A 13178-nucleotide genomic window follows, 5' to 3' on the forward strand; every position below is an offset into this window, starting at 1 on the left:
AATCAGCCGCCCAGCGCCTCTGCCACACCGTACGCCGCTCGCTGGGCCTCGAAGCGCGCCACATCGTGGCTCAGCACGAGCAAGTCGTGCGTCTTGCCCTCGCGGTCCTTCACCTGGTCGCGTAGGAGCGCCTCCGGGCGAAACCCCAGCCCTTCGAACGTTGCGATCGCCCCCTTCTGATCCAACGTCATCTGAGCGACGACCTTCTCGATGCCCAGCCCCAAGGCGTTGGCGAAGGCCTCCTGCGTCAGCAACCTCCCCAGCCCCCGGCCGCGCCACCCCTCCGCCACCAGTACTCGCAGCTCCGCCACGTGAGCCATCCAGCGAAGCGTATTCCGATGGATCGTCCCATAACCGACCACCTCACCGCCGGCCTCCGCCAGAATCGTCACGATTTCACCGCGCTCGATCTCCCCGATCCACTCCTCCACCGCCTCCGGCTGCGTGATATCCCGACGAAGAAATAGCAGATCGTGCTCGGGCAACTTCCGCGCGAACGCCACCACCGCATCCCGGTCAGCCGCCACCATCAGCCGGAGCGTTACCTCCTCGTTCCCGAGCCTATGTGTCGATGGGTATGCGCGAACGGTTTGCATCGTCATACGGAACGCTCCGCCAGCCAAGATTCCAGCTTCGGCCAGAGCCGGTAGATCGCGTTGCCGCCCGCCACCAGGCTCACGTGGCCGCCTTTCAACATCACTTCCCGCTTGTCGTCGCTCCCCACCAGCGGGACCAGCGGCTTCGCCGAATCATACGGCACGATATGGTCGTGCTCCGCCACCACGTGCAAAAACGGCACGCGGATCCGCCCAAGGTCGACCCGCCGACCACCGACCTCCAGCTCGTTCCGCACCATCCGGTTCTCCCACATGAACTGCTTCGTCACCTCCCGGAAGCACTCCCCAGGAAACGGAATCTGATCCGCCGCCCACCGCTCGAACAGCCGATACGAACGCACAAAATCGTCGTTCCAGAGGTTGTCCCAAAGCTGAATGTTCTTCGCCACCCGCTGCACCGGCTTCAGCATGTCGAACGACGCATAGATCAGCTCCGGCGGCACATTCCCCAGCGTATCCACCACCCGATCGACGTCGAAATACCGCGGGTCCAGCCACCGCTTGAAGAGCACCATCCCGTCCGAATCCACCGGCGTCGTGAAACAGGCAAGATTCTTCAGCGGCCCATCGGGGTGGAGCGCCGCGTACATCGACGAAAGCTGCCCACCCATGCAATAACCCACGATCGAAACCTCCCGCTCGCCCGAATCCTCCAACACCCGCTCCACGCAGTCCGGGATGAAGTCGAGAACGTAATCCGCCAGGCGGAGCCGAGCATCCTCCGGACGCGGAACCCCCCAGTCGATCATGTAGACGTCGAATCCCCGCCTTACCAGGAACTCCACGAGGCTTTGCCCCGGGGCCAAATCCAGGATGTACGGCTTGCTCACCAGCGACATCACCAGGAGCACCGGTACCCGGTACACCTCGTCCGTCTGCGGCCGGTAGTGGTACAACCTCAGCGTGCCTCGGCTGTAGATGACATCCTTCGGCGTCAACCCCACCGCAGGGTCACCCGTCGAAATGTACTCCAGCCCCTTGATACTGCGCTGGATTGCCCGCTCGATCTCCGCTCGAACCCGCGCCTCGATCGAAGTGTCGCTGGCTGGCGTACTCATCCTTCCCCTCCTCGAGGGCGTGCTCAGCGTGCCGCGGAGTCTACTCCGCTCGGCTCCCAGGAATGCATGACATTTTCGCGAAATTCGGATGAAATCTCTGCAAGCAACCGGCCGCGGGTCTCACCGCGCTCGGTTGCCGCATTCCCCGCGTGCGCTGGCCCGCGGCGCCCCCGCCTACACCGTCGCGGCGGGCGGCTTCTTCGTCCGCGGCGGACGCCTCACCTCCGTCGCCGCCGGCGAGGGCGCCTCCGCCCCGGCCATCCGACCCCCGAGCAGCCCCTCGATCCGTACCAGTCGCTCCTCGATGCCGCTCAGCCGTTCCCCCAGGGCCAACACTTCCTGGCGGCTCGGCATATTCACCAGCTGCAGATACCGGCTCATCGTCTCGTTCATGCCCTTCTGCAGGTTCAAATAAAAGTCCATGAACCGGCCCATCGCCTTGCTGAACTCGTCCGTCGCCATCGCCTGGTTCAGAAACGCGTTCCACTGCCGCTCAGATTGCGCCACCCACTCACGCCACATCGCCAGCGGATCCATCGTCGTCTTCTCGGCCATCGACCTGCCCTCCCGGGTCCTCGTGATGCGCTCAGCCCTTGCCAGAGCTCTCGTCGCCAATCGCCTCGTCGCGGCCCCGCTCGGCAAAGGCCCGGAAGCCCTCGGCCGCCTGTCGGAGCACCCGTTGGTAGTGCTCCAGAATATCGATCCAACCTGCCAGAAACGCCTCGCCTGCCGCCGTCAGACTGTACATCCGCCGCGCCGGCCCGCTCTCCGAAACATCCCAGAACGACGACACCAGCCCAGCCCGCTCCAGCTGCCTTAGCGTCCGATAAACCGTCCCACTATCCGATTGGGGCAGCCCCGCCTTCGCAAGCCGCTGCGCCAGCTCGTACCCGTACGCGTTCCATCCCCGCAAAAACGCCAGCAGCGTCGTCGAAAGCAGCTCGCCGTGCAACCGCGGCTCCGGCGCGGCACCACGTTGCGCCCGCGCACCCCCCTCCCCATTCTCGCCGGCAGCTCCAGTCGGCTTCGCCGAATCTTCGTCCGTTGTCATCTTCCTCTTCATCACCTCTAGAAGCAGTATGCACCTATACGCCGATTGTTGACAAGGTTCGCAGGTATGTGTATCTTGCACATAGATACGGGCAGCTGCCCGCGAAAGGAAACCTCACCGCAATGACGACCGCCACCGAAACCATCCAGAAGTACTACGACGCCCTCATCGAAGGCTACGACCTCCTCGTCGACGCCATCGAAAAGGCCAACGAGCGCGGCATCAAGGTCAGCCGCCAGCTCGCCGCCGATGTCATCGCCGGCCAGCGCGAAGCCCTCCAGCTCGGGAAGAAGCTCGCCGCCGAACCCACCGACCTCGGCCAACTCTACGCCGGCATCCTCGAGGCAACGACCGCCGCCCAGGGCCGCGCCCTTGCCTTCACCCAGGTCGCCTACCAGGAAGCCCTCGCCAGCGGCGCCGACGCCCGCGAGCTCATCAAAAAGCTCGCCGAGGCCAACCGCGAAACCGCCGCCGCCGCAGTCGAAGTCGCCCGCCAATGGGCCACCGCCAACCCCTTCGCCGACATGATGAAGAAAGGCCTCGAGGCCTTCCAGCCGTCCAGCACCGCGAACACAAAGAACGAAGAGGCCCCCGCCTCCGCCTGACCCTTCCCCACGACTTCAGCGCAGAACGCCCAACCGCACGGGCCCGGAACTCCCGGGCCCGTGCGCGTTCTCAACCCGAACCCGCAGAGCACATCCGCAGCCGCCGCGCAATCGCGCGGTAGGTCCCCGCGTGAACCACCATCCCCAGATGGCTAGCGTGCACCTCGTCGTTCAGCGCCGGGTCATCCTCCACGCAACTCTCCCACTCCACCACCCCGTCCTGCCGCGAAAACACCGCGAACCGCGGCACCTGCCACTCGCCCGGCATCAGCATGTTCTTCACGAACGTACACGTGCAGTGCCCGCTGAAACACGACGGGCGCACATTCCGCGCCGCCCCCCTCCCCGCGTAGCTCCGGATCGTCGCCGCCGCCGAGATCAACACCGGGTGCGCACGCACCGCATCGCGGAACGGCGAACCCAGCGTAATCACCATCGCCACATCCTCCGGATGCTCCAGCGCCAGGTTGCGACTCAGCATCCCCCCGAGGCTGTGGCCCACCAGGCGTACCCGCTGCCCCGTCTCCTGCCGCGCACGAAGCACTGTCTCTCGCAGCCGGCCCGTCTGGAAATCCGGACAATCCACATTCCGTCCGATACGCGAGAAATACGGCCGGTAGCCAATCCGCGCCAGCCACCAATACAGCTCCACCAACGAAGCGTCGCTCGCCAAAAACCCAGGCACCACCACCACCGGTTCACCGCTCCCATGCGGAACACCGAAACCCCAATACACCGGCGAAGCCCGGAGCGCCAGCCACTCCAGCGGAAACAACGCCTCCCGCCAGATCGGCGTCGAAGCCGGGATGAGCGAAGCATCCTCCGCGAACGGATCGACCGAGTAGGCAGCCTGGCTCATGGCTCCTCCCTGCGGCGCATCGCCGCCTACCGCCCGGTAGCCCGGGCACGCGAAACCCTAGCGCCCCGCACCCCTCGAACGCAAGAGACACTGCTCTCACCTTCGACGGCCCCAGCCCTTCACCACACCCGGCAAACCCCCGATTCACCGTCAGCAGTGCCAGTGTCGAATCAGCCCGTTCGGCCCGCCCGAGCAGGCCACCTCGAACGTCACCACCTGAAGGCCGACCATCGCCGTCGCGAGAACGACCACGAAAAGGACCGCGAAGGCCAGCCCCAGCCCGTTCACCCACTTTCCCGTCACGAAACCAACCATCGCCGCGCCGACCAGCAACCCCACGTGGATGACCGAATAGACCAGATCGCGGCGCGCCGCATCCGCGTCGCTCTCCACCAGCGAGAGCCCCACCGTCGCCCGCATCGCCCCCACATAGCCCGCCACGCAAAAGAACAGGAGGGCCGCCGCCAACATCCACCGGCCCCCTGTTCCGCCTCGATTCCGCTCGGCCCCGGTCATCGACGCATTTCACACCCTAGGCCCCCGCCTATCCAGTGTCGCGTAGGGCCCGCAAGCCGCCGCCTCCCCTCAGCTCCCGAGCTTCGAGCGCAACAGCGCGATGCATTCGTCCACCGTCGCCAGCCGCCAGTTCGCCCACACCTCACCCTTCTGCCACGCCAGATACCGCTCGCGTGCCGCCGCTCGCGCGGCCTTGATCTCCTCCTCCGAAGGCTCGTGACCCAGCTGCTTCGCAATCCCCGCCGGCGAAACATCGCCCAGCGCCTCCTGCGCCAAGTGCAGCTGCTCGTTCGCCAACTGCGGCCGCTCGATGAAATGCGCAATCTCCCGATGCTCCTTGTCATAAAAGATGAACACCGGGATCGACTCGAACTCACCCTTGTTCAAGTACTCGGCCATCATGTCCTTGTTCTGGTCACGCTCGAAAAAGCGCAGCTCCGCACCCATCGCCTCCGCCATCCGCTGCGCCACACCCGTCCCTCGGTACACATCCGGGCACCAGTCCTCGCCTATTACCACGATATGGTGCGGGCCGTTCGGACGCGCCGCCAGCTCCTTCAGCGCCGCCTCCTGCTCCGCGGTCAGCTTCGTCCCCTCGTAGTTCTCCACGAACAGCTCACGGTTCCGGATCCCCGAGTCGATGTACTCCTGGAACGTCTTCCCCTTCTTGAACCGCTCGAACGTGATCACCGATTCCTTCGCCTGCGTCATCGCTACCCTCCAGTCGGTTGCTGATTGTAACCAACAAGCCTACCCGCTCGGTCTGCCCCTCACAATCACCCAACCTCCCTCTTCGCTTCCTCCCAAAGCCGATCCAGCGCCCCGAGGTCGAGCGCCTGCAAGTCCAATCCACGCTCCCGCGCGAGCTCCTCCACCCTCCCGAAGCGCCGCCGAAACTTCTCGTTCGCCGATCGGAGTGCCTGCTCTGCATCCACGCCCAGACGGTCGGCCACGTTGACCAGCGTGAAGAGCACATCACCGAGCTCCGCCTCCCGCTCGGCCCCGCCTTCCGCCCTCGCCAGCTCCGCGAGCTCCTCCCGCAACTTCTCCAGCGGCCCTTCCACGTCCGGCCAATCGAAACCGACCCGTCGAGCACGGCCCTGGATCGCCTGCGAGGCTGCCAACGCAGGAAGCGTCCGGGGCACCCCGTCCAGAATCGACATCCGCGGCTTCTCCGCCCGCTTCAGCGCCTCCCAGTTTCGGTACACCTCCTCCGCCGTCTCCGCCCGAACATCCCCGAAGACGTGCGGATGTCGCCGCACCAGCTTCCGGCAAATTTGTTCCACGACATCGGCCAGCGTGAACGTCCCCGCGCGCGCCGCCACCTCCGCGTGCATCAGCACCTGCAACAACAAGTCGCCCAGCTCCTCCTCCAGGGCAGCCCAGTCGCCCCGGTCGATCGCCTCCAGCGCCTCGTACGCCTCCTCCAGAAGGTGGGGCCTGAGCGTCTCGTGCGTCTGCTCCCGGTCCCAAGGGCAGCCATCGGGAGCGTTCAGCTGGCCCACCACTTCTACCAACCCGTCGAGCCGCCGCACATCCTCCACCGGCGAAATCGGTGGCACGTAGACAGCGTCGAGGTAACCGAAGGGGCGATGGTCCAGCTCGGCGAGCGGCATCTCGTCCACCCGCTCGTCGGACGTTCCCAGCCGGCGGAGCACCCAGATAGAGTGTTCCGCTGGATACCACTCCAACAGCCGCAACTTCAGCGCCGAAGCCACGCCAGGGCCATACACCTGCCCGAAGATCGCCGGCCGCCATGTATCCACCCGCGGCTCGAGCGCATCGCAAACCTGCAGGTTCGCCCCATCGATCCTCAGAACCGCCAACGCAACATCCACGAAGCTCACCCCAGGAACCACCCGCGTGGGAATCCCCCGCTCCTCGGCCAGCGACAGCACCGCCAGCACACTGCGTTCGGCAACCAGCGGATGCCCGGGTACCGCGTACACCACCGCCCCGCGCGTACCCGCAGCCACCACCCGCTCGGCCACCAGCGCGTACACCTCCTCGAACGCACGCCCACGCTCGTACAGATCGTCACAATCCTCCACAGGGCCCCCGAACGCCACCGCCTCCACCGTCGGATGGTGGCGCGTCCGCAGAATCACTGGCAGCCCAGAGGCCAGCAGCCCCTCCGCCTCGCGCGTCAGGAGCTCCCGCGACCCCGGCCCCAGTCCCACAATCTGGATACCCGCCACCATCACCGCACCCGCTCGACCTGGCCGCTCTCGAGACTCCGATGGAGCGCCACCAACAATCTCGTCACCTCCGCCCCATCGTCGAAGCCTGCTGCCGGCGGCCCGAGCCCCTCCGCCGCGCGAAGGAAGGCCGCCAGCCGCTGCGGAAACCAGTGCACCGGCGCCACCAAACGGAAGCGGTCCGCCGCCAACGCCACGCCCTGATGCGCGCCGTCGATCTCCGCCGCCCCACGCGTGCCCACCACGCGCAGCCCCAGGTCGCTCGCCGTCGGCCAACTATCCGGAAGAATCCAGCACGCCTCGAACATCCCATCGGCGCCATCCGCGTACCGCACCACCGCATGCACCCAGTCGTAGGTCTCGATCCCATGACCCGCCAACTCCCCCCGGCCGCCGAGCGCGTAGACCCCCTGTGCCCGCTTACGCGCCATCCAGAGCGCAAGGTCCAGCAAGTGCGACATCGAGAACCACGCCGGCGTCGTCCCCCCACTCCAATGAAGCCGCTCACGCGGCGAGCTCACCGGGTGATTCAGCCGCCCATTGAACAGCCGCACATCACCGAGCTCACCAGCGTCGATAGCCCGCTTCGTCTCCACGAACGCTGGATTCCATCGCAGCAGCCAATTCACCTCCGCATGAACACCAGCGCGCCGAACCGCCTCGGCCATCGCCTCCGCATCCTCCACCGTCGTCGCCAGCGGCTTCTCGACCAGCACCGGCACGCCCATGCCCACGATCTGCTCCACCGGCTCCCGATGGAGCGCATCCGGCGTCGCCACGTAGGCCGCATCCGGCCGCGTCTCCCGGACCGCCGTTCCGATCTCCCCAAAAGCGCGCGAGCCCGTCGCGTTGGCAAGCTCCAACGCCCGCGTCCCGTCGATATCCACAACGCCCGCCGGCACCACGCCGGGCACACGCCCCTCCGCCAGCATCCGCGCCAACGCCGAGCCCATCGACCCCGCACCAACGACCAGGATGCGCTTCTCGCCCATCGTGGCCGCGAGCATAGCACGCACAGCCCCGCGCGCTACTCCAGCGGCACGATCCCGCGCGCCCGCAGCGCGTTCGTATACGCCTCCACGTAATACGTCGCCGAAGCCCGCCAAGAATAGTCCCGACTCATCCCGTTGCGTTGCAGCCGCAGCCACGTCTCCGGCTCCCGGAACGCCCGCACCGCCCGTTCGTAGGCCGAGGCCAACGAAAATTGACTGAACTCGTCGAACAAAAACCCCGTGCCCGTCTCCGGGTGCTCGTCCAGGTCCAAAATCGTATCCGCCAACCCCCCCGTCCGCCTTCCAATCGGAACCGCACCGTAACGCATCGCGATCAGCTGCCCCAACCCACACGGCTCGTATCGCGACGGCATCAAGAACAGGTCACAACCGGCATAGATCCGCTGCGCCAACCCCGGATCGTACCGCGGCGCCAGCCGAACGTGCTCCGGATACTCCCGTTCCAGCCGCCCTAGCTCCTCCTTAAGCCACCGATCCCCGTCCCCCAACACCACGAACTGCCCCCCAGCCAACACCATCTCTGGCGCAATCTGAATCGCAAGGTCGACACCCTTTTGCTCCGTCAAGCGTGTCACCATCGCCGCGATCGGCCCATCCGTCTTCGGCAGCCCCAGCTCCTCCCGCAGCGCATCTCGATTCGCCCACCGCTGCTCGACCGTCGCCAAATCGTAATGATGACGAATCGCCGGGTCTGTCCGGGGATTGAACAGGTCGTAGTTCAACCCGTTCAAGATCCCCATCAGCGAATCCCCCCGCAGCCCCAGCAGCGCCTCCAGCCCCTCCCCGTACTCCCGCGTCAGAATCTCCCGCGCGTACGTCGGGCTCACCGTCGTCACGATGTCGGCATAGTAGATAGCCTGCGCGAGAAAATCGTTCAGCTCGTCCGGCCCCCGGTACCGCAGGTTGTGGATCGTGAACACGCTCGCGACACCACGCAGCCGCGGATTCGACCACGCCAAATTGCGCAGCCCAAAAGCCAACGGCGCCGTGTGCCAGTCGTTCAAGTGCAAAATGTCCGGCACCCACTCGTCCGACCGAAGCATCTCCACGATCGCCCGGCAGAAAAACTGGTACCGCAACAGGTCGTCCGGCTCCCCGTACACATTCGCCCGGAGGAAATAGTGCGAATCCGCCACCAGCTCCACAGGCACCCCACCTACGCCCTCCACCGTCGCAACGTCGATATCCCTCGCCTTCCCAGGAGTCGCCACATGCAGCAGCCGGTGTTGCCGGGAGGCCGCGTGCGCCCTCGCCGCCGACGCGTGACATGGCGTCACCACCCGAACATCGTGGCCAATCTCCTTCAGCCGCTGCGGCAACGAGGCAGCAACGTCCGCCAGCCCACCTACCTTCGCGAACGGGTCCACCTCCGCACTGGCGAACAGAATCCTCACGGCGCCCGGCTCCCGATCAACTCGCGCTCCAACTCCAGGCGCGTCTCGTTCGCCGCCGCGAGCCGCCACCGCGCCTCCCGCTTCACCGGTTCCGAAGCCTCACCGATCGCCACCGCATGCGCCGCGTACGTCGCCACCTGATTCAGCAACAGGAACCCCCGATAGATCATCGGAATGCTCCACATCGGCCTCCGGCTCGCCCACCAGAACTGACAACTGTGGAGCGCCGGCCCGAGCCGCTCGTACGCCGCCCCCGCGAACTCCTTCGCCTCCGGCGTCGTCGCATACCGCCGTGCCACCGCCACCAAGTCCAGACAGTGGTCCACATACTCCCACTGCAGCTCGTGCACGCGGTTGCCGGGCGCCTTCCACAGCGGAAACGGATTGTGCGCCGCCAAATCATCCAGACTCGTGCTCCAGCTCGATGCGTGCGGCTCCACGACCGGCCCATCCGGAAACAGCTCCATGAGCTCGCTCGGGAAGACCATCCCCACCCGCGGCGAGCCCGCCGCCGCCTCCCCCGCCAGCAGCGAAAGCGTCGCACCAAGAAACTCCCGCTCCCAGTCGCGAATGTGGTGCCCGTACGTCTCCGCGTCCATCGCCGTCACCACATACGCATCCTTCCCCTCCCCGACTCTCCCGAGATCGTCGAGAAAGCCCTCAGGATTCGTCTCCTTGAACGAAATCCGATTGCTCCGAATATCGTCCCGGAACAGCACCCGCAGCTGCGCACCGTTCACCGGCACCCGGCACACCACGTCCACCGGCCACTCCACCGGACACGCCACCCCGCTCACGATCAGCCACTCGTGTCCCGCGGCATGCACAGCCCCCAGAATATCCCGGCTGTAGCACATCTCCGGCGGAAAGAACCCCCGCGGATTCCAAGCACGCCCCAGCGCGGCCCGGTTCGTCCGCGCATTCTCAGCGATCTGCCGCTTCCGTTCCGCCTCCGGGATGAGCGGCAAAATCGGGTGAAACTTCCCGCTGCCCACGAACTCCACCCGACCCATCTCCGCCAACTCCCGGAGCCCGCCGACCACATCGCCCAACCCATGCTCCAATAGCAGCTCCGTCAGAACTCCCTGCAGATTCACCGCCACACGCGCGTTCTCGTGCGCACGAAGCACCGCAATCAGCGGTCGGTACGATTCCTCCGCTACCTTCACCAACACGTCGTGCGTCTGCGTCGGCGGCTGGTAAAAATGCAAAAGCAGCGCCCAAGCGATCATGCCGGCCCCCTCCTCAGGCCCAGTGAACGAGCCCCGTCGTGATCACCGGCGGGAGGCTCGGGTGGCGAGGCACCACGCGCACCGCATATCCGACCCTCCCCCCCACGCCAGGCACGAACGCCCCCTCGTAGCGGCACAGCCGGTCCTCCTGCTGCGCCACGAACGTCATCGGCGCCGCCGCCTCGATATGGAGCTCGCCTCCCGATTTCGCCCGTCCGAATACGATATCGACCTGGAGCTCCGCCGGCTGCAGCGGGCCCGGGTACAGCTGCACCCGCACATTCACCGCCTCCTCCGCACCGCGAACCTCCGAGCCATCGTCCTCCACCGCGTACACCTTCACCGACTCCCACCCCGCACGCACCCGCTCGAGCCACGCAGCCAGCTCCCGCGCACGGGCCAGATTCTCGGCCCGGAGCGCATGCCACGCCGCCGCCGCCGGCCCGTACGCCTTCATCGCGTAGTCCCGCACCATCCTGCTCGTGCTGAACTGGGCCACATACGCAACGATCGAATCCTTCATCCTCCGCACCCAACCCCGCGGCACCCCCAGCCCATCGCGGTCGTAGAACAGCGGCACCACCTCGTCCTCGAGCAATCCATAGAGCGACTCCGCATCGAACGCGTCCTGCGCCTCCGGATCGTCGTCGAGCCTGTTCCTCCCCACCGCCCATCCGGTTCCCGGCCGGTACGCTTCCCACCACCACCCATCCAGCACGCTCGCGTGGAGGGCCCCGTTGGCACACGCCTTCATGCCGCTCGTCCCGCTCGCCTCCAGCGGCCGCAGCGGAGTGTTCAACCAAACATCCGCCCCCGCAACCAGCAGCCGCGCCAGCTCCACATCGTACCGCTCCAGCAGCACCAGCCTGCCGCGGAACTCCGGCGAACGGCTCACCTGCACCACCTCCCGGATAAGCGCCTTCGCCCCGTCGTCACGTGGATGCGCCTTCCCCGCGAAGAGCACCTGCACCGGCCGCTCCGGATCACCCAGGATGCGGCCGAGCCGCTCCAAATCCCGGAACAGCAGCGTCGCCCGCTTGTACCCCGCGAACCGCCGCGCAAAGCCGATCGTCAACGCACCCGGATCGAGCACAGGCCCGCCCCCAGCAGCTACCGGAGGCAACCCCCGCCGGAGCAAATCTTCCGCGTGCTGCTGGCGCGCATGGAGAATCAGCCGCTCCCGCTGTCGCTCGTGCACCCGCCACAGCTCCTCGTCCGGAATGTCGTACACCCCCAGCCAGTTCGCGTGCAGCGGGTCATCGCGCCAACCCGGCCCCACATACCGGTCGAAAAGCTCGCCCATCTCGTGAGAAACCCACGTCGGCAGGTGCACACCGTTCGTGATCGCATCGATCGGGATCAGCTCTTCCGGATAGTTCGGCCAGGCCGACTCCCAAAGCCGCCTCGAAACACCACGGTGCAGCTGCGACACCCCGTTCCGGTAGCCGCTCAGGTTCAGCCCCAACACCGCCATCGAAAACGGTTCCCCATCGTCGCCCGGCCGCGTCCGTCCGAGATCCAGAAACCCTCGGTCGTCCAACCCCATCCGAGCCCAGTAATGACCAAGATAGCGCCGAAGCAAATCCGGCGGAAACAGATCGATCCCCGCCGCCACCGCCGTGTGCGTCGTGAACACCGTCGCCCCCGAAACCGGAAGCCTCGCCTCCGCGAACGAAGCCCCGAAGCGCTCCATCGCCACCCGGATCCGCTCGATACCGAGGAGCGCCGAGTGCCCCTCGTTCATATGGCAAACCGCCGGCTCGATCCCCAGCGCCTGCAGCAGCCGCACTCCCCCGATGCCCAGCACCATCTCCTGCTGAATGCGCATCTCGTTATCTCCGCCATACAGCCGAGCAGTGATGCCCCGGTCCTGCGGACTGTTGCGCACGATATTCGTCGTCAACACAAACAGCGGAGTCTTCCCCACATCGATCCGCCACGCTTGCACCCACACATCCCGCCCATCGAACGGAACCGGCACCTCCACCGGCCGCCCGCTCCCGTCCACAACGTGAACCATCGGCAGCGTCGCCGGGTCCAGGTCCAGGTACACCTCCTGCTGCCAGCCGTCCGGCGAAAACTCCTGACGGAAATACCCCTCGTGGTAAAAAAGGCCCACCCCCACCAGCGGCAACCCAAGATCGCTCGCCGACTTCAAATGGTCGCCCGCCAGCACCCCGAGCCCGCCCGAATAGTTGGGCAAACACTTCGCCAGCGCAAACTCCAACGAAAAATAGGCAATCACATCCCCCGCTTCCAGCCCCTCCAGCTCGAGCTGCGGCGGCCGCGAGAGATAGGCATCCAGCGCCTCACCCACCCGACGTTGATGCTCCAAAAAGCCATCGTCCTCCGCCAGTTCGTGCAGGCGCTCTCGCGACACCAACTGCAGCAGCCGGACCGGGTTTCGCTCCGTCTCCTCCCACAGCTCACGGTCGATCCGCTCGAAGAGCGCCGCCGCGTCCGTGTTCCACGTCCAGTACAGATTGCGCGCCAGCCGGCGGAGCGGCTCGAGCGGCCCCGGCAGAATGGGTTCGACGAGAAAAGTTCGGGCAGAGCGAAGTCGCATCCCCACATTCTATGCCCCGTCGATAGCCAGCCGGTAAACACCTTCCGGCTCTCGGTGTTCCGTTGGCCC

Annotated in this window: 13 protein-coding genes; 1 reads left to right on the plus strand and 12 read right to left on the minus strand. The window is 66.2% G+C overall.

Features of this window, described 5'->3' with window-relative positions:
• Positions 1-2: 2 nt before the first annotated feature.
• The 4 genes from VAE53_RS05080 to VAE53_RS05095 all read right to left on the minus strand — a co-directional run bounded on the left by VAE53_RS05080 (position 3) and on the right by VAE53_RS05095 (position 2726).
• Positions 3-602 (minus strand): GNAT family N-acetyltransferase, encoded by a 600-nt coding sequence (locus VAE53_RS05080; protein WP_322818286.1) that lies wholly within the window; start codon positions 600-602, stop codon positions 3-5.
• Complete coding sequence (locus VAE53_RS05085) at positions 599-1675, minus strand: alpha/beta fold hydrolase (protein WP_322818287.1); 1077 nt, start codon at positions 1673-1675, stop codon at positions 599-601. The genes VAE53_RS05080 and VAE53_RS05085 overlap by 4 nt, the downstream gene beginning before the upstream one ends.
• Before the next feature lie 174 nt (positions 1676-1849).
• A complete protein-coding gene (locus VAE53_RS05090; protein ID WP_322818288.1) occupies positions 1850-2230 on the minus strand; it encodes a poly(R)-hydroxyalkanoic acid synthase subunit PhaE in 381 nt (126 codons plus the stop codon).
• A gap of 31 nt (positions 2231-2261) precedes the next feature.
• Complete coding sequence (locus tag VAE53_RS05095; protein WP_322818289.1) at positions 2262-2726, minus strand: helix-turn-helix transcriptional regulator; 465 nt, start codon at positions 2724-2726, stop codon at positions 2262-2264.
• 122 nt (positions 2727-2848) lie between these two features.
• Here VAE53_RS05095 and VAE53_RS05100 point away from each other — a divergent pair, with 122 nt between their 5' ends.
• Positions 2849-3331 carry a hypothetical protein gene (locus VAE53_RS05100; protein ID WP_322818290.1) on the plus strand — a complete coding sequence of 161 codons (483 nt, stop codon included), beginning with the start codon at positions 2849-2851 and terminating at the stop codon, positions 3329-3331.
• 70 nt (positions 3332-3401) lie between these two features.
• Here the strand turns inward: VAE53_RS05100 and VAE53_RS05105 are convergent, their stop codons facing one another.
• From VAE53_RS05105 to glgP, 8 genes are all read right to left on the minus strand, one after another.
• A complete protein-coding gene (locus tag VAE53_RS05105; protein WP_322818291.1) occupies positions 3402-4190 on the minus strand; it encodes an alpha/beta fold hydrolase in 789 nt (262 codons plus the stop codon).
• Positions 4191-4340: 150 nt separating this feature from the next.
• Positions 4341-4706: a hypothetical protein gene (locus VAE53_RS05110; protein ID WP_322818292.1), complete on the minus strand. Its 366-nt coding sequence runs from the start codon at positions 4704-4706 to the stop codon at positions 4341-4343.
• A 69-nt stretch (positions 4707-4775) separates the two neighbouring features.
• Complete coding sequence (locus tag VAE53_RS05115; RefSeq protein WP_322818293.1) at positions 4776-5417, minus strand: thioredoxin family protein; 642 nt, start codon at positions 5415-5417, stop codon at positions 4776-4778.
• A 65-nt stretch (positions 5418-5482) separates the two neighbouring features.
• Positions 5483-6907 carry a nucleoside triphosphate pyrophosphohydrolase gene (mazG, locus tag VAE53_RS05120; RefSeq protein WP_322818294.1) on the minus strand — a complete coding sequence of 475 codons (1425 nt, stop codon included), beginning with the start codon at positions 6905-6907 and terminating at the stop codon, positions 5483-5485.
• Positions 6907-7896 carry a Gfo/Idh/MocA family oxidoreductase gene (locus VAE53_RS05125; RefSeq protein ID WP_322818295.1) on the minus strand — a complete coding sequence of 330 codons (990 nt, stop codon included), beginning with the start codon at positions 7894-7896 and terminating at the stop codon, positions 6907-6909. Before VAE53_RS05125 ends, mazG begins: the two co-directional genes overlap by 1 nt.
• A gap of 35 nt (positions 7897-7931) precedes the next feature.
• Positions 7932-9311, minus strand: a complete 1380-nt coding sequence (locus tag VAE53_RS05130) for a glycogen synthase (protein ID WP_322818296.1) — start codon at positions 9309-9311, stop codon at positions 7932-7934.
• A complete protein-coding gene (locus VAE53_RS05135) occupies positions 9308-10543 on the minus strand; it encodes a hypothetical protein (protein ID WP_322818297.1) in 1236 nt (411 codons plus the stop codon). The genes VAE53_RS05130 and VAE53_RS05135 overlap by 4 nt, the downstream gene beginning before the upstream one ends.
• 13 nt (positions 10544-10556) lie before the next feature.
• Positions 10557-13109 (minus strand): alpha-glucan family phosphorylase, encoded by a 2553-nt coding sequence (gene glgP / locus VAE53_RS05140; RefSeq protein WP_322818298.1) that lies wholly within the window; start codon positions 13107-13109, stop codon positions 10557-10559.
• Positions 13110-13178 lie beyond the last annotated feature (69 nt).

Origin of the sequence: Tepidiforma sp., assembly GCF_034432735.1 — a bacterium.
Lineage (GTDB): Bacteria > Chloroflexota > Dehalococcoidia > Tepidiformales > Tepidiformaceae > Tepidiforma.

Excerpts from the sequence above, each read along its gene's own strand:
- VAE53_RS05080 (WP_322818286.1), bottom strand. The coding sequence starts at position 602 with ATGACGATGCAAACCGTTCGCGCATACCCATCGACACATAGGCTCGGG.
- glgP (WP_322818298.1), bottom strand. The coding sequence starts at position 13,109 with ATGCGACTTCGCTCTGCCCGAACTTTTCTCGTCGAACCCATTCTGCCG.
- VAE53_RS05100 (WP_322818290.1), top strand. The coding sequence starts at position 2,849 with ATGACGACCGCCACCGAAACCATCCAGAAGTACTACGACGCCCTCATC.
- VAE53_RS05095 (WP_322818289.1), bottom strand. The coding sequence starts at position 2,726 with ATGACAACGGACGAAGATTCGGCGAAGCCGACTGGAGCTGCCGGCGAG.
- VAE53_RS05125 (WP_322818295.1), bottom strand. The coding sequence starts at position 7,896 with ATGGGCGAGAAGCGCATCCTGGTCGTTGGTGCGGGGTCGATGGGCTCG.
- VAE53_RS05135 (WP_322818297.1), bottom strand. The coding sequence starts at position 10,543 with ATGATCGCTTGGGCGCTGCTTTTGCATTTTTACCAGCCGCCGACGCAG.
- VAE53_RS05090 (WP_322818288.1), bottom strand. The coding sequence starts at position 2,230 with ATGGCCGAGAAGACGACGATGGATCCGCTGGCGATGTGGCGTGAGTGG.
- VAE53_RS05115 (WP_322818293.1), bottom strand. The coding sequence starts at position 5,417 with ATGACGCAGGCGAAGGAATCGGTGATCACGTTCGAGCGGTTCAAGAAG.
- VAE53_RS05105 (WP_322818291.1), bottom strand. The coding sequence starts at position 4,190 with ATGAGCCAGGCTGCCTACTCGGTCGATCCGTTCGCGGAGGATGCTTCG.
- mazG (WP_322818294.1), bottom strand. The coding sequence starts at position 6,907 with ATGGTGGCGGGTATCCAGATTGTGGGACTGGGGCCGGGGTCGCGGGAG.
- VAE53_RS05085 (WP_322818287.1), bottom strand. The coding sequence starts at position 1,675 with ATGAGTACGCCAGCCAGCGACACTTCGATCGAGGCGCGGGTTCGAGCG.
- VAE53_RS05110 (WP_322818292.1), bottom strand. The coding sequence starts at position 4,706 with ATGACCGGGGCCGAGCGGAATCGAGGCGGAACAGGGGGCCGGTGGATG.